This window comes from Nonomuraea sp. NPDC005983 (assembly GCF_040614375.1).
Lineage (GTDB): Bacteria > Actinomycetota > Actinomycetes > Streptosporangiales > Streptosporangiaceae > Nonomuraea.
The window spans coordinates 1-22552 of record NZ_JBEXUP010000139.1 but is presented as its reverse complement, the minus strand read 5'-3'; the positions used below and the strand labels follow the sequence as shown (position 1 = coordinate 22552).

Sequence of the window (22552 nt, the reverse complement as noted above, 5' to 3'; positions counted from 1 at the left end):
GCCCAGGCCGGTGCCCAGGTCTGCGCCGCCCAGGCCGTCACGGGCGTCACGGGCGTCACGGGCGTCGCGGCCACCGCGCCCGTCCCGGCCGTCACGGAGCCTGGCCTTCTCCTCGGCCTCCTTCAGGCCCGGCGTGAAGCCGCCGCCGAAGCGTCCCATGTCGGGGCCGCGGAATCCTCTCGGCGGGGTGCGGCGCAGCGCCGCGTCCATGGAGTCCACCCAGATGGGCCCCGGCAGGGACGCCCCCTGCACCGACCCGTAGTACTCGCCGCCGATCTCCACCCCCGTGAGCGGGAACTTGTAGGACCCGCGGATGTCGCCGACGCTGACCGCCGCCGCCAGGTCCGGGGTGTAGCCGGCGAACCAGGCGGAGGTGTAGCCGTTGTTGGTGCCCGTCTTGCCCGCCGCGGGTCTGCCCGGGTTCTGGCCCCTCATGGTGCCCTTGGCGAACACGCCCGACAGGACGTAGTTGACGGCGTCCGCCACCCCCCGGTCGAGGGTCTGCTCGCAGGAGGGCGGGATGTGGGTCCTGCGGCCGTCGCTGTCGACGATGTCGACGATCGCCAGGGGGCGGCAGTACTTGCCGCGCGCCGCGAACGTGGCGAACGCGGCCGCCACCGTCACCGGGTCCATCTCGTTCACGCCGAGCGTGAACGTGGGCACCTCGTGCAGCGGCGTGCCGTCGGCCCTGCTGATGCCGAGCGCCTTGGCGGTCTTGACCACGTTGCACAGGCCGACCTTGCGCTCCAGCATCATGTAGAAGATGTTGACCGACTGCCACGTGCCGGTCTCCAGGCTGTGCGGGCCGCCGGTGCCCTCGCCGCTGGCGTTGAGGATGCGGGCGCGGGGGTCGTTCACCCGCTTGCCCGAGCAGTCGCGGTAGCCGTGGGCGGGCACCAGCTCGCCGGGCGTGTTGAAGCCGTCGCCGAACCGCCAGCCCTGCTGGAGCGCGGTGGCCAGGGTGAACGCCTTGAACGTGGAGCCGGCCTGGAAGCCCATGCCGCCGCCGTGCATCACGTCCGCGGCCAGATTGAACGTGGTGCGCGGGCCGATCTTCTTGTTGCCGGGGTTGCGGCCGAACTCCTTGCTCGCGGCGATCGCCCTGATCCGTCCGGTGCCGGGTTCGATCATGGCCTCGGCCGCCACCTGGGAGTCGGCGGGGTGGACGCGCCGCCGGATGGCCCGCTCGGCGGCGTGCTGCGCCGTCGGGTCCAGGCTGGTCCTGATCACCAGGCCGCCCCTGGACATCCGCGCCTGCCGTTCCGCGGCCGTGTTGCCGAACGCCGGGTTCGTCAGCAGCTCGCGCTGCACGTACACGCAGTAGTACGGGTACGCGCTCTCCCCGCACCCGCCGGGCTCCGGGCGGAGCTTGAGGTCGAGCCCGGTGCGCTGGGCCGCCTTCGCCTGCGCCGGGGTGATGAGGTGGTTCTCGGCCATCCGGTCGAGGACGAGGTCCCTGCGCTCCTTGAGCCGCACCAGGTGCGTCCTGCCGAGCGAGGGGTCGGTCGCGTACGGCATGCGCACGGCGCCGGCCAGCGTTGCCGCCTGGGGCAGCGTCAGCCTGGCGGCCGTGGTGGAGAAGAAGCGCCTGGCCGCCGCCTCGACCCCGTGCGCGCCCGCGCCGAAGTAGGCGATGTTGAGGTACTTCTCCAGGATCTCGTCCTTGGTGTACTTCTTCTCCAGCGCCAGCGCCAACCGCAGCTCGGTGATCTTGCGAGCCAGGTTGGGGGCGCGCGCCCGGTTGCGTTCGAGGTCGCTGCGCGCGCCCTCCACCAGGATGTTCTTGACAAGCTGCTGGGTGAGCGAGGAGCCGCCCTGCCGGATGCCGCCGGCCTGCGTGTTGGTGAGCAAGGCCCGGAACGTGCCCCGGACGTCCAGGCCGCCGTGCTCGTAGAAGCGGGCGTCCTCGATGGCCACGATGGCGTTGCGCATCACCGGGGCGACCCTGGCCAGCGGCACGGTCGTCCTGTTCGCCTCGTAGAACTGCGCGAACTGCTTGCCGTTCTTGTCCAGCAGCCTGGTCACCTGGGAGAGCGGTGTCTCCCGAGGTGCGGGCGGCAGGTCGACGAAGGTCCTCGCGACGCTCTTCGCGGCCAGCCCCGCCCCGCCCACCGAGGGCACGGCGAGCGCCGCCGCCAGGATCCCGCCCAGCGCTCCCGCCAGGACGAGGCTCCCGATGGTTCTGAGCACACTCACGCAGATGATCTGCGGCGAGGAGAAGCGCGGCAAACGCCCAGCTTCGCAGTCTTTACCGTTCGCTACGGATGTTCAGACCGAGCGACGCGAACTGTTCGAACGGGCGGTGGTAGCCGCGCTCGATGTGGTGGACGCCGCGCAGCGTGGACGTCCCGTCGGCCACCGCGGCCGCCAGCACGGCGCTGAACCCGGCCCTGATGTCGGGCAGTGTCACGTCCGCCCCCTTGAGCTGCGAGACGCCCCGCACGACGGCCGAGTGCCTGGCGTTGGTGTCGTGGTAGCGGCAGGCCGGGCCGCCCAGGCACTGGTCGAACACCTCGATCTCGCAGCCCATCCGCTGGAGCGCGGGGACGTAGACGAGCCGGTTCTCGAAGACCGTCTCGTGCAGCACCGACATGCCCTGGCTCTGCGTGAACAGCACCATCAGCGGCGTCTGCCAGTCGGTCATGAACCCGGGGTGGGTGTCGGTCTGGACGGCCGCCGCGCGCAGCCCCTCGGGCGGCGCGGTCGCGCACAGGTACTCGTCGTTGATCTCGAACTGGGCGCCCATCCTGGCCAGCGTGGTGATCGCGGTGACCAGGCGGTCCTGCGGGCAGCCGTGCACCCGCACCTCGCCGCCCGTCACCAGGCCCGCCGCCAGGTAGGAGAACGCCTCGATGCGGTCGCCCGCCAGCCAGATGGACGCGCCGTGCAGCCGCTCCACGCCTTCGATGACGATCCGGCGGTCGGGTGACAGCTCGATCCTGGCGCCCATCCGCTGCAGGAACAGCGCCAGTTCCACCACTTCGGGCTCCATCGCCGCGTTCTTCACCACGGTCTTGCCCTCGGCCAGGACCGCCGACATGAGGATCGTCTCGGTCGCGCCCACGCTCGGATACGGCAGCTCGATCCTGGTGCCGTTGAGCCGTTTGGCCTTGGCGAAGATGCCGGTGTCGCCCACCTCGACCTCGGCGCCCATCGCGCGCAGCGCCTCCACGTGGAAGTTGACCGGCCGCCGCCCGATCGGGTCGCCGCCGACCAGCGGCACGAAGGCCTCTCCCGCCAGGTGCAGGAGCGGGCCGAGCATGAGGATGGGGATCCGGTTCAATCCGGTGAACGCGTCGGGCACCCGGGGCCGGATCTCGGGGCCCTGCCCGACGCGGATCTCCGACCGGGTGATCTCGACGTTGATGCCCAGCGACTCGAGCATCGCCGCGGTGATGCCGACCTCGCCGACCTCGGGCACGTTGTGGATGGTGCTCTCGCCGCTGCCGAGCATGGCGGCGACCATGTGCTTCGACACGGCGTTCTTGGAGCCGCGTACTTCGACGTCCCCTCGAAGGGGGCCGGAGGGTTCGATCAGCCATACCTCTTCTGCAGTCACTCCGCGAGCCTAGCCGGGGGATAGCATCGATCTGGTTCGGACGTACATGTGAAGGAGAGTGGTGTGGCGAGGCATTTGCGCGCTGTAGCGGTGACTGTCCTCACACTCGCCGCTCTGGGCGTGCTCGCCGGGCTGCTCTGGTCGCGGCTGTCGCCCCGCGCGCCGTACCAGGTCACGGCGCAGGGGCCGGTGCTGGCCGATCCGACCACGCAGGCCCTGATCGCGGCCGACGGCTGGTTCGCGGTGATCACGGGCGGGCTGGGGCTGGCCTGCGGGGCGGTGGCGTGGTTCGTCAGCCGCCAGGACCGGCTCTCGATGCTGCTGGGGCTCTGCGCGGGCGCGGTGCTCGGCGCCTTCCTGACGCTCTGGGTCGGGTCCACCTTCACCCTCGGCGTGGTCACCGTCGAGGCGGCGGCCACCCCCGGCACGAAGGTCGTGCCGGGCACGCTGAAGCTCACCGCCGAGGGCGTGCTGGTGGCCTGGCCGCTGCTCGCGGTCGGGATGTTCACCCTGCTGGAGGGCTTGCACGGGTACCGCGAGTCGCCGCTGCGCAAGCCGTACGCGGGCGAGCAGCCGGACGAGCAGCCGGACGGGCAGCCGGACGGGGCCGGCTAGAGCTCCGGGCGGCGCAGTCCGTGGCCGGTGGCCTGCTCGAACGCGCGGGCCACGCGCAGCACCCGGGCGTCGGCGAACGGGCGGGCGACGATCTGCACGCCGACCGGCAGCCCCTCCGGGGTGAACCCGGCGGGCACCGAGGCGGCCGGCGCGTGCAGGACGCTGATCCAGTACGCCGAGCGCATCCACGCCAGGTAGTCGGGCAGCTGCTCACCGTTGATCTCGCTGACGTACGGGTGCTCGACGGGGAACGGCGGCACCTGGCTGACCGGGGCGATCAGCACGTCGTAGGTGTCGAAGAAGGCGGCCATCCGGTGGTAGAGGCCGGTGCGCAGGCGTTCGGCCCTGGCCAGGTCGGCGCCCGTGATCTGGCGGCCCTGCTCGACGTTCCAGCGGGTGTTGGGGCCCAGGCCCTCGAGGTCGCCGAAGGACAGCGCGTAGTACCACGCCCGGTAGATCCGGAAGGCGTCGTCGGCGTCGGACAGGTCCAGCTCGACCTGCTCGACGTGCGCGCCCAGCCGTTCGAACACCTCGGGCGCGGTGGCGGTGACGGCCGCGGTGCGCGGGTCGACGGGCAGGCCGCCGAGGTCGGGGCTCCACGCCACGCGCAGGCCGCCGACCTGCCGGTCGGGGTCGGGGGCGAAGGTCTCCATGATCGAGTACGGCACGCGCGGGTCGAACCCGGCGATGGCCGACAGCATCAGAGTCAGGTCGTCGACCGTGCGCGCCATCGGCCCCGGCACGGCGAGGGTGTACCAGGCGGCGTTCTCCGAGATGGAGGGCACCCGGCCCGGGGTCGGCCGCAGGCCCACGACGTTGCAGAAGGAGGCCGGGTTGCGCAGCGAGCCGCCCATGTCGGAGCCGTCGGCCAGCGGGACCATGCCGCCGGCCAGCGCCGCGGCCGCGCCGCCGCTGCTGCCGCCCGCCGACCTGGTGAGGTCGTAGGGGTTGCGGGTGGCGCCGAACACCTCGTTGACGGTGTGCGAGCCGGTGCCGAACTCGGGGGTGTTGGTCTTGCCCACGCTGATCGCCCCGGCCTGCTTGAGGCGCTCGACGATCAGGTCGTCCTGGTCGGGGATGTTGCCGGCGAAGAGCGGCGAGCCGTAGGTCGTGCGGATGTGCGCGGTGTCGACGAGGTCCTTGTGCGCCACCGGCAGCCCGTGCAGCGGCCCCAGGCTCTCTCCAGCGGCCTGGCGCGCGTCGGCGGCCTTCGCGGCGTCGAGCGCCTGCTCGGCGGCGAGCGTGACGACGGCGTTCACCTTGGGATTGACCTGCTCGATGCGGTCGAGGTGGGCCTGGAGCAGCTCGACGGCGCTCACCTGGCCCGCCCGGACCAGGCGGGCCATCTCGGTCGCGGTCAGGTAGTGCAGTTCGCTCACCCTTCGATCCTCCCTCATGGGGGCGCTGTCTTTCGCCCCCCCTTCCCGGCCGACCTTCGGGACGCTGCGCGGGCGGGAGGCAGCGGCGGAGCCCGTCAGCGGACGGCGACCGGGGAGGACGCGTCGCGGACCAGCAGGCGGGGCGGGCCGCCGTCGAGCGGCGCCGCCCACACGTCGCCGTCCTTGGCGTACATCACGCTCCGCTCGTCCAGCCAGGCGGCCTGGTCGTCGACGCTGGCGCTCTCCCCCAGCGGTGTCTCGCGCATCGTCTTCAGGTCCAGGGCGTGCAGCCGCCACGGCCCCGGGCTGACCCGCTTCTTGAACACCAGGTGGCGGCCGTCGGGCGACAGCGACGGGCACTCGGCGTTCTCCCTGAGGGTCCGCGCCCGCCACGCCCCGAAGTCGCCCTCCACCAGATAGGTCTTCCCCTTCGTCGAGACCGTGGCGTAGAAGCGGTTGTCGTCGGCGGCGAACGTAACACCCCAGTAGTTCACGTCCGGCGAATGGTAGCGGCGGCCGTCCAGGTAGAGCGGGATGTCCTCGATGTTGGTGACGGCGTAGCCGGTGCGCGTGTCGAGGATGCCGGTCCAGGTGGAGAAGCCGCCGCTGCTGTAGGAGTCGCCGGTGACGAACACCGTCCACGACGCCATCCGCCCGCTCTGCGAGACCCTGGCGCGGCTGGGGATCCCGGCCAGTTTGATCCTGCGGGTCTCGCGCAGCGACCGGTCGAGGATGAGCGCGTCGGTCTTGGGGAGCGTTCCCGGCCTGGTCACCAGGCAGAGCGTGGTGCCGCCCGCGCTGTGGAAGCGGTCGCAGGCCGTGCCGCTCACCGTGGGGGCGGCGCCCGGGTCGTCCAGCGGCACGGCGGCGATCCGGCCCGCGCTGCGCACCAGCAGCCGCCCGGGGACGCCCGGGTCGAACGCGGCCGCGGCGGGGGCCGCTCCGCGCGAGGCGGCCCAGGTGGCGTAGGCCACGGCTCCCCCGGCCAGCACCACCACCGCAACCAGCAGCACGACGACCCTCTTCACCGTCTCCTCCTCCGGATGCCGTCCCGTGCGCCACGCGCGGCGCATCTGCTCATCACCGGCTCCGGCTGGAGGGGGCGGTCATGGGTGCGCCGCCCTCGGCGCGCAGCGACCGCCACGCGAGCGCCAGCGACAGCACCAGCCCCGCCGCCATCACCGCCAGCCCCTCGGTCGCGCCGAGCACCGTCCACAGGGCGCCGAACAGCATCGACGACAGCATGCGGGCCGTCGCCTGGCCGGTCTGGATCAGCGCCAGGCCGCTGGTTCTGCTCTGCTCCGGCAGCAGCGGTCCGGCCAGCGCCATCAGCACCCCGTCGGTGGCGGCGTAGAACGCGCCGTGCAGCGCCAGCACGGGCACCAGCCAGGCCGGGCCCATGAGCAGCAGGTACGCGGCCAGCAGCGCCACATGCCCGGCCGCGAACACCGCTGCCCTGCCGTACCGGTCGGCCAGCCTGCCGAACGGCACGGCGAGCAGCAGGTAGGCCCCCGCCGTGCCGAGCGGCAGCAGCGGGAACAGCTCTGGCGCCAGCGCGAGCCGTTTCTGCAGCATCAGGTAGACGAACGAGTCGCTCACCGTCACCAGGCCGAGCGCCGCCGCCACCAGGCACAGCCGCCGGAAGGGGGCCCGCCTCAGCAGTGTCCCGAGCCGGAGCGGCCCGCGCCCGCCGGGTGGCAGCGGCCCGCGCCTGTCGCGCACGTACAGCACGAGCAGCAGGACGCCGAGCGCGGCGACGCAGAAGCTGGTGACGAAGACCGCGTCGTAGGCGCCGGCCGTGACGGTGAGCACCCCGAACGCCGCGAGTGGGCCGAGGAAGGCGCCCACCGTGTCCATCGCCCGGTGTACGCCGAACGCGCCGCCGAGCCGGTCCACGGGCGCGCTGAGCGTGATCAGCGCGTCCCTGGGCGCCGTCCGCAGGCCCTTGCCGGTCCTGTCGGCCGCCATGACGGCGCCCAGAGCCGCCACCGAGCCGCCCGCCGCGAGCAGGGCGAGCTTGCACACGGCCGACAGCCCGTAGCCGACCCCGGCGACCAGCTTGCGCCGCGCGAGACGGTCGGCAGCGTGCCCGCCTGCCAGCCTGACCAGGGCGGTCACGCCGAAGTAGAGCCCGTCGAGCACGCCGAACTGCACGAGGCTGAGCCCGAGCGCGCTCACCAGGTACAGCGGCAGCACCGCCGTGACCATCTCCGACGATATGTCGGTGACCAGGCTGACCAGGCCGAGCGCCAGCACGTTGGCCGGCACGGACCTGGCGAGCCCGGTTCCTTTGATCGAGATGTACATCTACGCCCGGCCGGTGGGGTCGAGGAGCACGCCGTGCCCGGTGCCGCTCCACTGGACGACCAGGGAGAAGAGCGGCGCCACCACGAGGGCGGCGGTCGCCTTGCGCATCCGCCTCGCCCCTCAGTGGCAGGTGTAGGTGGGGCTGGTGTCCTTGGCGGAGCCGTCGGTGCCGATCAGCTGCCAGCCGAACGTGGTGTCGGTGAGGGTCAGCTTGAGCACGCCGTAGGTGTCGGTGAGCCGCTTCTGGCTGTTCGGCTGCACGTTCTCGATCTTGTACGGCGAGGCGCCGCCCATGCCGCCGAGCACCTCGACGATGCCGTTGGGGTCGGCCTGACCGTTGGGGTTCTGCGGCGCGAACCGCTCGTAGTGGTGGTCGTGGCCGTTGAGTACCAGGTCGGCGCGGGCTTCGTAGAGCGCCTGCCAGACCGGCCTGGACACCGGGTCGTTGCCGTGCTCGCCCGAGCTGAACAGCGGGTGGTGCCAGTAGGCCGCGACGCACCGCTTGGTCGTGGCCGCCAGGTCGGCCTTCAGCCAGGTGAGCTGCGCCTGCTGGTCGAAGGTGTTGGAGTCGAGCGCGACGAAGTGCCAGCCGCCGTGGTCGTAGCTGTAGTAGCTCTTGCCCTGCGGGAAGGCGATCGAGCCGAAGTAGGCCTTGTAGCCCGCCTCAGATCCGGCCGGGTCGTAGGTCTCGTGGTTGCCGGGCGCCGGGCGGGTCTTGGCCTTGAACCTGCCCCACGTCTTGTCGTAGTAGGCGCGGAAGTCCGACAGGCGGGCGTCGTCGTACTGGTTGTCGCCCATGGTGATGACGAACTCGGGGTTCATGGCCTCGACGCGGGCGGCCGTCTTGGGGTGCGCGCACGAGCTGGAGGCGGCGGTGCACTGCTCGGCGATGTCACCGGCCGCCGCGACGACGAAGGAGCCGCCCGGCGGGTCCGTGGGCGGGTCGGTCGGGGTGCTGGTGCCGCCGAACACCTGCATCTCGTAGAGCGAGTAGCCGTAGGAGGTGCCGCGGGCCGTCCCGTACATCCGGACGTAGCGCCCGGTTCCGGACACCGTCAGGTCGTCGAGGCCGCCGTCACCCGAGGTGGTGGAGTAGACGGTGGTCCAGGACGACGCGTCGTCGGACGTCTCGATCCGGTAGGACGCGCCGTACGCGGCCTCCCAGAACAGTTTGACCCTGCTGATCTGCTGCGGGGTGCCGAGATCGACGCGGATCCACTCGGGGTCGTGGCCCTCCTGCGAGGCCCACCTGGTGGAGGTGGTGTCGCCGTCGAACGCCTTGCCCGAGCTGTAGGAGGAGCCCTCCTTGGACGAGGAGGACGCGGGTTTGCCCTGCGACAGCAGGGTCTCGGCCGCGCCGGCGGACGTGGCCGCCACCACGACCAGCAGTCCGGCGAACAAGGCGAGCACGGCGGCGACGGCTAAGCGGGCTCTGGACACGGCGCATCTCCTGGGGGTGAGAGATCAGGGCATGTCGGGCCGGGCGCCCGCCGGGACGGCCCACCGGGCACCACGTCACGGCCGGGGCAGCAGAGCTCTCGCTGAGCGCGTCACTTTTCCCGGGAAAAGCCGCGCCAAGCCGCTACCGGAAAGCCTGGCAAGCGACTTGGCGACTGTCAAGAAAGTTAGGAAGCTTTATTAACCATCAGGCGCCGAGGCAGGCCGGGCCGAGCAGTTGCTTCAGGTCGCCCATCAGCGCGGGAGAGGGTGTCACCCGCAGGCGGTCCTCGACGCGCAGGACGGTCGTCTTCGGCCCGTTGTGCACCTGCAGGTGCACCTCGGACGTGCCCGGATGGGTGGTGAGGATCTCCTTCAGCCGGCTGACCACCGGCGGGGTGCACCGGGTCAGCGGCAGGCTCACCAGGAGCGGCCCGCCCGCCTCCTGGGTCAGATCGGGCGCGGTCACCTCCATCGCGACGATCTTCGCGACGTCCTCGCGCTTGTCGATGCGCCCCTTGACGAAGACGATCGCGTCTTCGGCCAGGATCGTCGAGCAGAGCTGGTAGGCCGACGGGAAGATCATCACCTCGATGGCGCCCGCGAGGTCCTCCAGCTGGGTGAGCACCCAGGTGTCGCCCTTCTTGGTGATCTTGCGCTGCACGCCGCTCAGGATGCCGCCGACGGTCACGACCTGCCCGTCGGCCCGGCTCTCGTCCTGGACCGCGGCGATCGAGCAGTCGGCCCCGGAGGCCAGGATGTGCTCGACGCCGAACAGCGGGTGGTCGGACACGTACAGGCCGAGCATCTCGCGCTCGAACTGCAGCAGCGTGTTCTTGTCCCACTCCCCCACCGGGATCTGCACGTCGAAGGTCTGGTCCTCGCCGCCGTCGATCGCGCCGAACAGGGAGTCCTGGCCGATGGCCTCGTTCTTCTTGATGTCGATGATCGCGTCGACGGCCTGCTCGTGCACCATGACCAGGCCCTTGCGGACGTGGCCGAGCGAGTCGAAGGACCCCGCCTTGACCAGCGACTCGATCACGCGCTTGTTGCAGACGAGCGCGGGCACCTTGCGCAGGAAGTCCTTGAAGTCGGCGAAGCGGCCCTTCTCCTTGCGCGCGGAGAGGATGCCGTCGACGACGTTGCCGCCCACGTTGCGGACCGCCGACAGGCCGAAGCGGATGTCGGTGCCGCGCGGGGTGAAGTCGAAGTCGGAGTCGTTGACGTCCGGCGGGAAGACCTTGATGCCCATGCGGCGGCACTCGTTGAGGTAGAGCGCCGACTTGTCCTTGTCGTCCTTGACGCTCGACAGCAGCGCGGCCATGTAGGCGGCGGGGTGGTTGGCCTTGAGGTAGGCGGTCCAGTAGGACACCAGGCCGTAGGCGGCCGAGTGGGCCTTGTTGAAGGCGTAGTCGGAGAACGGCAGCAGGATGTCCCAGAGCGTCTTGATGGCCGCGGCGGAGTAGCCGTTCGCCTTCATACCGGCCTCGAAGGACTCGAACTGCTTGTCCAGCTCGGCCTTCTTCTTCTTGCCCATCGCGCGGCGGAGCAGGTCGGCCTTGCCGAGCGAGAACCCGGCGACCTTCTGCGCGATGGCCATGACCTGCTCCTGATAGACGATCAGGCCGTAGGTCGTGTCGAGGATCTCGGCGAGCGACTCCTTGAACTCCGGGTGGATCGGGGTGATCTCCTGCTGGCCGTTCTTGCGCAGCGCGTAGTTGGTGTGGGAGTTGGCGCCCATCGGGCCGGGACGGTAGAGGGCGCCGACGGCGGAGATGTCCTCGAAGTTGTCGGGCTTCATCAGCCGCAGCAGCGAGCGCATGCCGCCGCCATCGAGCTGGAACACGCCGAGTGTGTCGCCCCTGCCGAGCAGCTCGTAGGTCTTGCGGTCGTCGAGCGGCAACTTCAGCAGGTCGATCCACTCACCGGTGGTCGACTGGATCAGCTTGAGGCAGTCGTCCATGATGGTGAGGTTGCGCAGGCCCAGGAAGTCCATCTTCAGCAGGCCGAGCGTCTCGCAGGTCGGGTAGTCGAACTGCGTGATGATCGCGCCGTCGGAGTCGCGGCGCATGATCGGGATGTAGTCGGTGATCACCTCGGCCGACATGATCACGCCCGCGGCGTGCACGCCGGTCTGCCTGATCAGGCCCTCCAGGCCCTTGCCGAGGTCCATCGTCGCCTTGACGTCGACGTCTTCCTCGTAGAGCCTGCGCAGCTCGCCCGCCTCGCCGTAGCGCGGGTGGTCCTTGTCGAAGATGCCCGACAGCGGGATGTCCTTGCCCATCACCGCGGGCGGGAACGCCTTGGACACCTTGTCGCCGAGCGCGTACGGGTAGCCGAGGACGCGACCGGCGTCCTTGATGGCGGCCTTCGCCTTGATGGTGCCGAACGTGGCGATCATGGCGACCTTGTCGGCGCCCCACTTCTCGGTCACGTAGCGGATCACGTCGGCCCGCCTGCGCTCGTCGAAGTCGATGTCGACGTCGGGCATGGAGACGCGGTCGGGGTTGAGGAAGCGCTCGAAGATCAGGCCGTGCGGCAGCGGGTCGAGGTCGGTGATGCCCATCGCGTACGCCACCAGCGAGCCCGCGGCCGAGCCTCGGCCCGGCCCGACCGGGATGCCGTTCTCCTTGGCCCACATGATGAAGTCGGCGACCACGAGGAAGTAGCTCGGGAAGCCCATCTGCTCGATGATGCCGATCTCGTACTCGGCCTGCTTGCGGTGCTCCTCGTCGTAGCCCTCGGGCCAGCGGCGGCCCATGCCCTCCCAGACGGTCTTGCGGAAGAACTCGCTCTCCGTCATGCCGTCGGGGATGGGGTAGGTCGGCATCAGGTTCTTGAACTCGAAGAACCCGGTCGGATCGACCTTCTCGGCCACCAGCAGCGTGTTGCGGCAGCCCTCGGCCCACAGGTCGGAGGAGTCGACGGCGCGCATCTCGTCGGCGGTCTTGATGTAGTAGCCGCTGCCGTCGAAGCGGAACCGGTCAGGGTCGGACAGCTGCTTGCCGGTCTGGATGCACAGCAGGGCGTCGTGCGAGGCGGCGTCGGACTCGTAGGTGTAGTGGGAGTCGTTGGTGACCAGCGGCGGGATGTTCAGGTCGCGGCTGATGCGGGTCAGCCCGTCGCGGACGCGGCGCTCGATGTCGAGGCCGTGATCCATGATCTCCAGGAAGAAGTTCTCCTTACCGAAGATCTCCTGGTACTTCGCGGCGGCCTTCAGCGCCTCGTCGTACTGGCCCAGCCTGAGCCTGGTCTGCACCTCGCCGGAGGGGCAGCCGGTGGTGGCCATCAGACCGTCGGCGTGCTCGGCGAGGATCTCGGCGTCCATCCGCGCCCACTTGCGGACGAAGCCCTCGGTGTAGGCGCGCGAGGACAGCCGCATCAGGTTGTGCAGGCCGGTCTTGTTGCGCGCCCAGATCGTCATGTGGGTGTAGTAGCCACCCGCGGAGACGTCGTCCTTCTTCTGGTGCGGCTCGCCCCACAGCACCGGCTTCTTGTTGTGGCGCAGCTCGGGCGCGACGTACGCCTCGATGCCGATGATCGGCTTGATGTCGGCGGCGGTCGCCTGCCGGTAGAAGTCGTAGGCGCCGTGCATGTTGCCGTGGTCGGTGATCGCGATCGCCGGCATGCCCAGCTCGCCGACCTGTTTGAACATCTGCTTGAGGCGCGCGGCACCGTCGAGCATGGAGTATTCGGTGTGCACATGCAGATGGACGAACGAGTCGCTGGACGACATGGAGCGGCGCCTCCCGGTCTGATGTGGTGTGCCTTTCGACTCTAGTGGTCCGCGCCGACATCCCAGGCGCCGCCCGAGGACGGCGTGCCGGACCCGTCGCCCCCGGCAGCGCGGATATCGTCTCCCTCACAGAGAGTGACGAAGGAGGCACATGGAGCGCACGGAGACCGACGAGGGGTACCGGCACTCGCTGGGCAACCGCCAGGTCCAGATGATCGCGATCGGCGGGGCGATCGGCGTCGGCCTCTTCCTCGGTGCGGGCGGCCGCCTGGCCGCCGCAGGGCCCGCGCTCATGCTCTCCTACGCGGCGGCGGGAGTGGCCGCGTTCTTCGTCATGCGGGCGCTCGGCGAGCTGGTGCTGTACCGGCCCTCCTCGGGCTCGTTCGTCGTGTACGCGGGCGAGTTCATCGGGCCGTGGGCGGCGTTCGCGAGCGGCTGGATGTACTGGATCAACTGGGCGTTCACCGGCATCGCCGAGCTGACCGCGATCGGCGCGTACATCCACTACTGGGCGCCCGCGTTCCCCGAGTGGCTCACGGCGCTGATCGCGCTGGCCTGCGTGCTGGCGGTCAACCTGCTGTCGGTGCGGCTCTTCGGCGAGCTCGAGTTCTGGTTCGCCATGCTGAAGGTGCTGGCGATCGTCACGTTCCTGGTCGTCGGCCTGGTGCTGGTGGTGTTCTCGGTGGGGCAGGCGGGCCCGCAGAACCTCGTCGCGCACGGCGGGTTCTTCCCCACCGGCTTCCCGATGGTGCTGATGAGCCTGCAGTCGGTGGTGTTCGCGTACGCCTCGATCGAGCTGGTCGGCATCACGGCGGGCGAGACGGCCAGGCCGCGCGAGGTCATGCCGAAGGCCATCAACGGCGTGGTGTGGCGGATCGCGGTGTTCTACGTCGGCTCGGTCGTGCTGCTGGCCATGGTGCTGCCGTGGACCGCCTACCGGGCGGGCACCTCACCGTTCGTGACGGTCTTCGCCCATCTGGGCGTGCCGTGGGCCGCCGACGCGATGAACCTCATCGTGATCACCGCCGCGCTCTCGTCCTGCAACTCCGGCCTGTACGCCACGGGCCGCATCCTGCGCTCGATGGCCCGCAAGCAGGAGGCGCCCGGTTTCACCGGCACGCTCAGCGCGCGGCGCATCCCGGTCGGCGGCGTCCTGTTCACCGCGTCCATGTTCCTGGCGGGCGTGGCGATGTTCTACTTCGTGCCGGAACGGGCGTTCAACATCGCCACCGCCGTCGCCTCGTTCGGCGTGGTCACCACCTGGGGCACGCTGGTCTACTGCCAGATGCGGCTGCGCGGGTCCGGCCATCGCTCGGCGTTCCCGATGCCCGGCTCGCCGTACACCGGCTGGGCGACACTCGCCTTCCTGGCGCTGGTGGTGCTGCTGATGCCGTTCGCCGACGCCGACCAGCGGGTCGCGTTCTTCCTGATGCCGGTGCTCGTGGCGGCCATCGCGCTCGGCTGGGCGGTGGTCAGGCGGCGTCGCGCGTCTTTTCCCAGCGACGACGTCCCCGTCGGCGACTAGGCTTCTGCGCGGAAGGTAGATCGCCACCCGCGGAGGTCACGCTGGAGACACGCACGATCGCCCGGGTGGCGGCGGCGGCCACGCTGGGCGTCGCGCTCGCGCTGGCCACGCTCTCCCTCGACGTCCACCGCACCGTCGCCTGCGCCCTCCTCGGCGCGGGCTGCCCCGCGAGTGACGCACCGCGCGGCGAGCTGCCGCGGGTGAGCCGGCTGACCCCGGTGCAGGTGGCGCAGAGCGGCGCCTATGTGGCGCTCGGCGACTCCTTCTCCTCCGGGGAGGGCGTCTACGAGCAGGGGGAACGGCCGGTCAACGGCGGCGCCGACCGGTGCCACCGGGCCAGGGGCTCGTACGTCCCGCTGGTCGCGGGGGCGCACAGCTTCGGCGGCGGCAGCTCGTTCTGGGCCTGCAGCGGCGCGACGACGGGCCAGCTCCTGTCCGGGCAGCACGGGCAGCAGCCGCAGATCACCCGGGTCGGGCCGGAGACGAGCCTGGTGACGCTGAGCATCGGCGGCAACGACGCCGGGTTCACCCCCGTGCTGACCGGCTGCATCGTCAAGCTGCCCTGGTCGTCGGCGTGCGTCGAGCAGGACACACAGGTGTCGCAGCGGATCGCCGGGTTACGTCCGAGCCTGTTGAAGGTGCTGCGCGAGCTGCGCGGCCGGGCGCCGAACGCCCGGATCATCGTGCTCGGCTATCCCCGCCCGTTCCCCGCCTCCCCCAGCGAGAGCGTCGACAACCTGAGCCCCGACGACCAGCGGTGGCTGAACGGAGTGACACGCCAGCTGAACGACCAGGTGGGCCAGGTGGCCGCCGAGTTCGACCGGGGCGTGGCGGCCTTCGGCGGGCCCGGCAGCGTGGAGTACGTCGACGCGTACGAGGCCTTCACCGGTCACGAGGTCGGGCGGCCTCAGCCGTACCTCAACGGGCTGCTGCTCGATCTCGACGAGCTGACCGTCAACCCGCGCAGCTTCCACCCCACGGGCGACGGCTACCGCCGCTTCGCCGAGCTGATCAACGCCAAGATCACCGCCGGGCCGGGCCGCCCGTTGAACAACTTCGCCGTCACGACCGCGCCGAGCGCTCCTCCGACAGGCGCAGCCCCGCCTCGATGACCGCGTTCATGATCGGCGCCAGCCCCGCCTCGCCCAGCTCGGGCGCGCGCCGGGCCATCCGCGCGACCAGCGCCCGCTCGCGCGCCATGTCGCGGCCCGCGAAGCCGCCCACCGGTTTGAGCGTCTGGACGACTCCCGCCAGCTCGGCCCGCCGCTCCAGGAGGGTGGCCAGGGCGGCGTCGACCCGGTCGATGGCCTGCCGGCTCTCCTCCAGCGTGGCGGGCGCCTCGGGGCGGAGCAGGGCGCCGACGAGCGTCACCGCGTCCTGAGCCTCCCGCATCCCTGCGCCGTCGACGACGAGCCCGTCGGCGCCGGCCGCCACGGCCGCCGCGGACAGCCCGGGGTCCTGCGACACGTCGGCGATCACCGGCCGCCCCGACGCCTCCCGCGCGGCCCGCAGCAGGCCCAGGTCCAGCCGCCCCCGCTCGCAGAGGATCACCTGGCCGTCGTTCTCCAGCGCGCAGTAGTCGGCCAGGCCGAGCCACTCCTCCAGCGACCCGGAGGGCCGCCGTTCCACCACCACGGGCAGCCCCAGCCCGGCGACCGCGCGCACCAGCGGGATGTCGCGCGTCCACGCCGCCCCGACGACCACGCCGTCGGCGTGCGCGGCGATCGCGGGCAGGTCTTCCGCGCGGGACGGCTCAACCAGCGCGGCCCCGTCGCGCAGCACCGCGGACGCGTCGGCCCGGCCGTGCCCGCGCAGGTTCACCCGGCCGCTGATCAGCACGGCAGGCCCGTCGCCCACGCGCAGCCCGCCCAGGCTGACCACGCGCCGTTGCAAGGTTGTAGACATTCGGCTCCCCCATCCGGGCCGGCCCCGCGCGGAGCCGGCGGAAAACCAAAAAGGCAGAGACGAGGCGTCTCTGCCTTTGCCGACTCCAGGTGGTCGCTAGCTGACGACCGGCTCTCCCGGAGCCGGCTCGGTAAACGCGTAGCGACAAGTCATGTCAGAAGCTTACACCGGCCCTCCACCTGCTGGACGTTGCTTCTCATATGGCGGACTGTCCTTCAGGCGAGTCGCCGTTGATCCCTCACTGTGGGAGTATTTCTTGGCCTAGAGGAGGTTTTGAGGCCGTTGATGTCGGATCGGAAGCAGGACGGACGCCGCATCGCCGGCCGCTACCAGCTGCAGGAACCCATCGGCAGGGGTGGCATGGGCATCGTCTGGCGTGCCTATGACGAGCTCCTTGACCGCACGGTCGCCGTCAAGGAGGTCAGGTACGCGGCCGCCCTGGGCGACGAGGTGCAGCTGCTGAATCGGCGCACGATGCGCGAGGCGCGGGCGGCGGCCAGGTTCGAGCATCCCAACGTGATCGTCGTCCACGACGTGATCGAGGAGGACGACCGTCCCTGGATCGTCATGCAGCTCGTCGTCTCGCGCTCGCTGGGCGCGGTGATCAAGCAGGACGGTCCCCTCCCGCCCAAGCGGGTGGCCGAGATCGGCCTGGCCGTGCTGGACGCGCTGCACCGGGCGCACGAGTCCGGCGTGCTGCACCGCGACGTCAAGCCCGAGAACGTGCTCCTGGCCGACGACGGCCGGGTGGTGCTGACCGACTTCGGCATCGCCACGCTGGAGACCGAGACGCAGCTCACGGTCACCGGGCTGGCGGGCACCCCGGCGTTCATCGCGCCAGAGCGGCTGAAGGGGCTGCCGGCGCGGCGCGAGTCGGACCTGTGGTCGCTGGGCGCGACCCTCTACACGGCCGTGGAGGGCAGGTCGCCGCACGAGCGCGGGATGGCGCTGGCGACCATGCACGCCGTCCTGACCGACCCGCCCGACCCCGCTCCGCACGCGGGTCCGCTGGCGTCGGTGATCGACGGCCTGCTGGTCAAGGAGCCGGTGCAGCGGCTCACGTACGAGGAGACCACGCTCGAGCTGCGCAAGGTGATCGCGCAGGCCACCGTCCGGCCCGCAGCCGTCACCGCCGACGACTACGACGACACGGCGACCGACCCGAACCTGGTCGTCCCCATGCTGCCGGAGACCGGAACGCGGCTCACCCCGGTGACGCCGCCGCCGACCCGCGAGCCCGCGGCGCACGTGGCCGAGTCCACCGTCAACGCAGAGCGGCCGGAGGGGCGGCGGGCCATGCCGATCATCGCCGCCATCGGCGCCGTCGTGCTCGTCGCCGGCGTGGGCGGGTACCTCGGCCTGCGCTCGGTGCCCGGCACCGAGCCCAAGAACCGGACCGCGGCCAGCCTGTCGTCGCAGCCTTCCAGCACTCCCCCGTCCACGCCGCCGCCCTCCGCGACCGGCGCGCCGTCCACCCCCGCGGCCACGCCCACGACCAGCCCGTCGCCCACGCCGACCGCCACCCCGAGCGACCCGGCCGCGGCGCTGCCGAAGGGCTGGAAGACACACAAGGACAAGAAGCTCGCCTTCTCGATCGGCCTGCCCAAGGGCTGGCGCGAGTACACCCGCCAGGGCAACCAGGTCTACTTCCGGGGTCCCGGCGCCGCCGCCAACTCCTTCCTGATGGTCGAGAGGGCCAAGAGCCCGGGCGACGACCCGTACAAGGACTGGAAGAACCAGGAGCCGCACGCGCGCGGCTCCTTCGGCGGCTACAAGCTGATCAGGATCAAGAAGGTGGACTACATGAAGGCCGCCGCCGACTGGGAGTTCTCCTGGAACACCAACACCGGCCCGACCCGGGTGCGCAACCGCGGCTTCATCACCGACGACGGCCGCGGCTACGCGATCTACTGGCACAGCCTGAAGAGCAGCTGGAAGAAGAACCTGCACTTCTTCGACACCTTCGCCGCCACCTTCAAGACCACGAAGTAGGCTGCGCTGCGTGGAAAGGCAGGTCGGCAACCGATACCGGCTCATCGAACCGCTCGGCGAGGGCGGCATGGGCGTGGTCTGGCGTGCCTACGACGAGCTGCTCGACCGCACGGTCGCGGTCAAGGAGGTCCGCTACACGGGCGTCGGTGACGTCAAGCGGGCCGAGCTCAACAGCCGGACCATCAGGGAGGCCCGGGCGGCGGGCCGCCTCGACCACCCGTCGGTGGTCGTCATCCACGACGTCGTGGAGGAGGACGGCCGTCCGTGGATCGTGATGCAGCTGGTCAGGTCGCGGTCGCTGGCCGAGGAGGTCCGCGTGCACGGGCCGCTGCCGGTCGCGCGGGCCGCGATGATCGGCGCCAGGGTGCTCGACGCGCTGCGCGCCGCGCACGCGACCGGGGTGCTGCACCGTGACGTCAAGCCGGAGAACGTGCTCCTGGCCGACGACGGCCGGGTGGTGCTGACCGACTTCGGCATCGCGTCCCTGGAGGCCGAGGCGGGTCTGACGGCCACGGGCGGCCTGGTCGGGACTCCCGCGTACATGCCGCCGGAGCGGCTCAACGGCGAGCCCGCCAGGCCCGAGTCCGACCTGTGGGCGCTGGGCGCGACGCTGTACGCGGCGGTCGAGGGCGATCCGCCGTTCAAGCGGGACTCGTGGGCGGCGACGGTCGCGGCAGTGCTGCGCGACCGGCCCGAGCCGCCGTCGCGGGCGGGAGCGCTCGGCCCGGTGATCATGGCACTGCTGCACAGGAACCCGGCCGCCAGGATGCCCGCCGAGGAGGCGGCCCACCTGCTTGAGTCCCTGGCCGTCGAGCCGAACGGGACACTGGAGACACGCTCGGTGCGGCGACGGCGCCCGCGGTGGGCGATCGTGCTGCCCGCCGCGGTGGCACTGGCCGCGGTGCTGAGCACGGGCGGCGTCCTGCTGGCCGCCCGCTCCTCTGATGACACCCGAGGAGGGGCGAGCAAGCCGGGGCCGTCTGGAACGAGCGCGCCTGTGACGCCCGCACCGAGCACGCCCGCGACGCCTGCACCGAGCACGCCCTCCCCGAGCACGTCCGTGACGCCCTCCCCGACCGCGACGCCCGCCAAACGTCCCCTCCCCGACGGCTGGCGCGCCTACACGAGCCCGCTGGGGGGCTTCTCCATCGCCCTGCCCGAGGGGTGGAAGGCGGTGAAGGACCGCACGCGCGACAGCATCACCCTGAGCGGCGCGGGCTCCCCGGGGCGGATGATCGTCGAGTGGACCGTCCCTGAGCGGACCTGGGCCGATCCCGAGCGGCGCTGGGAGGCTCTGGAGAAGGAGATCCAGGCCAAGGGCGAGTTCACCGGCTACACCAGGATCGGCATCACCCCGCTCACCTACCTCGGCCGGCCCGCCGCCGACTGGGAGTTCACCCGCCAGCGCGGCGGTAGCCTGATCCACGTGGTCAACCGCGGGTTCCGCACCGCCGCGGGCCGGCCGTTCGCGCTGTACTGGGAGACCCCCGACTCGCGCTGGCAGCAGGACCGCCACTACTTCGACACCTTCGCCCGGACGTTCAGACTGATGTGAAATGAGCAGATGAAGGAGCAGGCGCGCTTCTGGCGGCACCCAGCGGTGCCGGAGGTCGACCTGCTCAAGGCCCGCTACGTCACGCACCGCTTCGCCAGGCACGCGCACGACGGCTACGCGATCGGCGTCATCCTCGCAGGCGTCGAGGAGTTCGACTGTCAGGGCAGCCTGCTGCGGGCGGGCGCGGGCGAGCTGGTGCTGGTCAACCCCGACACCGGGCACACCGGGCAGGCGGGCACGCCCGGCGGCTGGTCGTACCGGATGCTGTACCCGTCGGTCGAGGCGATGGCGGAGGTGGCGGCCGAGATCGGGCTGCCGCGCGCCACGCCGTACTTCCCCCAGCAGGTGGTGCGCGACCCGGCGGTGGCGGCGCTGTTGGGCAGCGCGCACCAGGCGACCGAGTGTGGCGACGGGCTGGCCGCCTCCACGCTGACGCGCATGCTGTTCGCCCGTCTGCTGGCCCGCCACGCCGCTCCCCGCCCGTCGGCCGCGCTGCCGTCCGAGGGGCTGCGGGCCGTCCGCGAGGCCCTGGACGTGCTGCACGGGAGCCTGCTCGATCCCCCCACGCTCGACGACCTGGCGCGGGCCGTACGGGCCAGGCCGTTCCCGCTGCTGCGGGCGTTCAAGGCGGCGACGGGCCTGCCGCCCCACGCCTACCTGACCTCGTTGCGGGTGCGGCGGGCCCGCGGACTCCTGGCCTCCGGGATGCCGCCCGCGCAGGTGGCCGCCGAGGTGGGCTTCACCGACCAGGCGCACCTGAGCCGCCACTTCAAGCGCGTCATGGGCGTCCCGCCCGCGGCCTACCAACGCTCCGCAGGAACGTACAAGACCGGATGAACGGGTAGCGTCTACCTTCTACCAGCATGGAAGAGACAACACACCGTTCCGCCGCCATACGGGACGGTCTGGGCGTGGGGTTGGCCGTGGGGCTGTCCGGCCTCGCCTTCGGCGCCGCGGCCGTCACGGCCGGACTCAGCGTCGCGCAGGCGTGCGTGCTCAGCCTGCTGGCCTTCACCGGCGCCTCGCAGTTCGCCCTGGCGGGCGCGGTGGGCGCGGGCGGCAACCTGGTCGCCGCCGCGGCGGGCGCGCTGCTGCTCGGCGGCCGCAACACCCTGTACGGCCTGCGCCTGGCCGACCTGCTGCGGGTACGCGGCCCGCGCAGGCTGCTGGCCGCGCACGGCGTGATCGACGAGACCACGGCGGTCAGCCTGGCCCAACCGACGGCGCAGGGCGCCCGCGCCGGGTTCACCGCCACGTTCGTCAGCCTCTACCTGACGTGGAATCTCACCACCCTGCTCGGCGCGCTCGGCACGTCCTTCCTCGGCGACCCGGGCGTGCTCGGCCTGGACGCGGTCGGCCCCGCCACGTTCCTGGCCATCCTGTGGCCCCGCCTGACCGGCAGCGCCGAACTGCGCCGGCTGGCGGCGGCCGGCGCCGCGATCGCGCTCCTGGCCAGCCCGTTCCTCCCGCCGGGCGTGCCCGTGCTGCTGTCGGCCGCGGCGGTCCTGGTGGTGATGGTGCGATGACGCTGTGGTGGGCCATCGCCGCCGTCTGCGCGGGCTGCTACGCGCTCAAGCTGGCCGGGCTCGCGGCGCCGCGCCGGGTGCTCGACCACCCGATGGTGCGCCGGTTCGCCGAGCTGGTGCCGGTCGCGCTGCTGGCGGCGTTGATCGCGGTGCAGATGTTCACCGAGCGCGGCGAGCTGCACGTCGACCCGGCGCGGACGGCCGGGCTGGGCGCGGCCGTGGTCGCGCTGCTGCTGCGCGCGCCCTTCCTGGTGATCCTCGCCACCGCGGCGGTGGTCACCGCGGTTGTCAGGGTGTTTATCGGGTAGTCGGCCCGCATGTCCGATTCTGCGGGGATGGTCGGTGGCAGGTACCGGTTGGTCAGGACCATCGGCCAGGGCGGCATGGGGACCGTCTGGCAGGCTTACGACGAGGTGCTCGGCAGGGACGTCGCGATCAAGGAGATCGTCCCGTCCCCCGATCTGACCGGGCCGGAACGGGAGGAGTTCGCGGTCCGCACCTTCCGCGAGGCCAGGGCGGCCGGGCGGGTGGCGCATCCGGGCGTCGCCACCGTCTACGACGTGCTGGAGGAGAACGGCCATCCCTGGATCGTCATGCAGTTGGTCCGCTCCCGCACGCTCGGCGCCCTGGTGCGGGAGGAGGGGCCGATGCCGCCCGCCGAGGTCGCGGACATCGGCGTGCAACTGCTGGCGGCGCTGCGCGCCGCGCACGCCGCAGGCGTCCTGCATCGGGACGTCAAACCGGACAACGTGCTGCTCACCGAGGACGGCAGAGCGGTGCTGACCGACTTCGGCATCGCCACCACCGAGGACGACGCCCCGCTCACCAGGACCGGAGTGCTGGTCGGCACGCCCGCCTTCATGGCGCCGGAGCGCGCCGCCGGGGGCGCCGCCCGTCCCGCGTCCGACCTGTGGTCGCTGGGCGTGATTCGAGGATCATGCGGCGCAGGGCCTGCGGCGGCGCGGTCTCCAGGAAGTCCTGGGCGGCCTCGACCGTCGCCTCCTCGATGAGCAGCG

17 protein-coding genes are annotated in these 22552 nt (G+C 71.5%); 9 read left to right on the top strand and 8 right to left on the bottom strand.

Going from position 1 to position 22552, the window contains the following annotated elements:
* Both ABZ297_RS38185 and murA read right to left on the bottom strand, forming a co-directional pair.
* The coding region (locus ABZ297_RS38185) for a transglycosylase domain-containing protein (RefSeq protein ID WP_355356694.1) at window positions 1–2190 on the bottom strand (2190 nt) is incomplete at its 3' end.
* 58 nt (window positions 2191–2248) lie between these two features.
* Window positions 2249–3559, bottom strand: a complete 1311-nt coding sequence (gene murA / locus ABZ297_RS38180) for a UDP-N-acetylglucosamine 1-carboxyvinyltransferase (RefSeq protein WP_355356693.1) — start codon at window positions 3557–3559, stop codon at window positions 2249–2251.
* Window positions 3560–3649: 90 nt separating this feature from the next.
* Here murA and ABZ297_RS38175 point away from each other — a divergent pair, with 90 nt between their 5' ends.
* Window positions 3650–4174, top strand: coding sequence for a hypothetical protein (locus tag ABZ297_RS38175; RefSeq protein ID WP_355356691.1), 525 nt, complete (start codon window positions 3650–3652; stop codon window positions 4172–4174).
* Here ABZ297_RS38175 and ABZ297_RS38170 read toward each other — a convergent pair.
* The 5 genes from ABZ297_RS38170 to dnaE form a co-directional block, all read right to left on the bottom strand.
* Window positions 4171–5553, bottom strand: coding sequence for an amidase (locus tag ABZ297_RS38170; protein ID WP_355356689.1), 1383 nt, complete (start codon window positions 5551–5553; stop codon window positions 4171–4173). The two genes, ABZ297_RS38175 and ABZ297_RS38170, sit on opposite strands and share 4 nt — an antisense overlap.
* 95 nt (window positions 5554–5648) lie before the next feature.
* Entirely contained in the window at window positions 5649–6581 is a 933-nt protein-coding gene (locus tag ABZ297_RS38165; RefSeq protein WP_355356687.1) for a hypothetical protein, read from the bottom strand.
* 52 nt (window positions 6582–6633) lie between these two features.
* On the bottom strand, window positions 6634–7860 hold the full coding sequence (locus tag ABZ297_RS38160; RefSeq protein ID WP_355356685.1) for an MFS transporter: 1227 nt from the start codon (window positions 7858–7860) through the stop codon (window positions 6634–6636).
* A gap of 120 nt (window positions 7861–7980) precedes the next feature.
* Entirely contained in the window at window positions 7981–9300 is a 1320-nt protein-coding gene (locus tag ABZ297_RS38155) for a discoidin domain-containing protein (RefSeq protein WP_355356683.1), read from the bottom strand.
* Window positions 9301–9505: 205 nt separating this feature from the next.
* On the bottom strand, window positions 9506–13033 hold the full coding sequence (gene dnaE, locus ABZ297_RS38150) for a DNA polymerase III subunit alpha (protein ID WP_355356681.1): 3528 nt from the start codon (window positions 13031–13033) through the stop codon (window positions 9506–9508).
* 151 nt (window positions 13034–13184) lie between these two features.
* On the opposite strand from dnaE, the gene ABZ297_RS38145 reads away from it, so the two are divergent.
* Both ABZ297_RS38145 and ABZ297_RS38140 read left to right on the top strand, forming a co-directional pair.
* Window positions 13185–14558: an amino acid permease gene (locus tag ABZ297_RS38145; protein ID WP_355356680.1), complete on the top strand. Its 1374-nt coding sequence runs from the start codon at window positions 13185–13187 to the stop codon at window positions 14556–14558.
* Window positions 14559–14623: 65 nt separating this feature from the next.
* On the top strand, window positions 14624–15670 hold the full coding sequence (locus ABZ297_RS38140; protein WP_355356679.1) for an SGNH/GDSL hydrolase family protein: 1047 nt from the start codon (window positions 14624–14626) through the stop codon (window positions 15668–15670).
* On the opposite strand, the gene ABZ297_RS38135 is transcribed toward ABZ297_RS38140, so the two are convergent.
* On the bottom strand, window positions 15621–16463 hold the full coding sequence (locus ABZ297_RS38135) for a bifunctional 3-deoxy-7-phosphoheptulonate synthase/chorismate mutase type II (protein ID WP_355356677.1): 843 nt from the start codon (window positions 16461–16463) through the stop codon (window positions 15621–15623). The two genes, ABZ297_RS38140 and ABZ297_RS38135, sit on opposite strands and share 50 nt — an antisense overlap.
* A gap of 285 nt (window positions 16464–16748) precedes the next feature.
* Between ABZ297_RS38135 and ABZ297_RS38130 the strand changes: the two genes are divergently transcribed.
* Genes ABZ297_RS38130 through ABZ297_RS38105 form a run of 6 tightly spaced genes read left to right on the top strand, consistent with a single transcriptional unit; the run spans window position 16749 to window position 22546 of the window.
* Window positions 16749–18455 (top strand): serine/threonine-protein kinase, encoded by a 1707-nt coding sequence (locus ABZ297_RS38130; protein ID WP_355356675.1) that lies wholly within the window; start codon window positions 16749–16751, stop codon window positions 18453–18455.
* A 10-nt stretch (window positions 18456–18465) separates the two neighbouring features.
* Window positions 18466–20010 (top strand): protein kinase, encoded by a 1545-nt coding sequence (locus ABZ297_RS38125; RefSeq protein ID WP_355356673.1) that lies wholly within the window; start codon window positions 18466–18468, stop codon window positions 20008–20010.
* Window positions 20011–20019: 9 nt separating this feature from the next.
* Window positions 20020–20847 (top strand): AraC family transcriptional regulator, encoded by an 828-nt coding sequence (locus tag ABZ297_RS38120; protein ID WP_355356671.1) that lies wholly within the window; start codon window positions 20020–20022, stop codon window positions 20845–20847.
* A gap of 26 nt (window positions 20848–20873) precedes the next feature.
* On the top strand, window positions 20874–21536 hold the full coding sequence (locus ABZ297_RS38115) for an AzlC family ABC transporter permease (protein WP_355356669.1): 663 nt from the start codon (window positions 20874–20876) through the stop codon (window positions 21534–21536).
* Entirely contained in the window at window positions 21533–21844 is a 312-nt protein-coding gene (locus tag ABZ297_RS38110; RefSeq protein ID WP_355356667.1) for an AzlD domain-containing protein, read from the top strand. The genes ABZ297_RS38115 and ABZ297_RS38110 overlap by 4 nt, the downstream gene beginning before the upstream one ends.
* Window positions 21845–21853: 9 nt before the next feature.
* Window positions 21854–22546 carry a serine/threonine-protein kinase gene (locus ABZ297_RS38105; RefSeq protein ID WP_355356665.1) on the top strand — a complete coding sequence of 231 codons (693 nt, stop codon included), beginning with the start codon at window positions 21854–21856 and terminating at the stop codon, window positions 22544–22546.
* Window positions 22547–22552 lie beyond the last annotated feature (6 nt).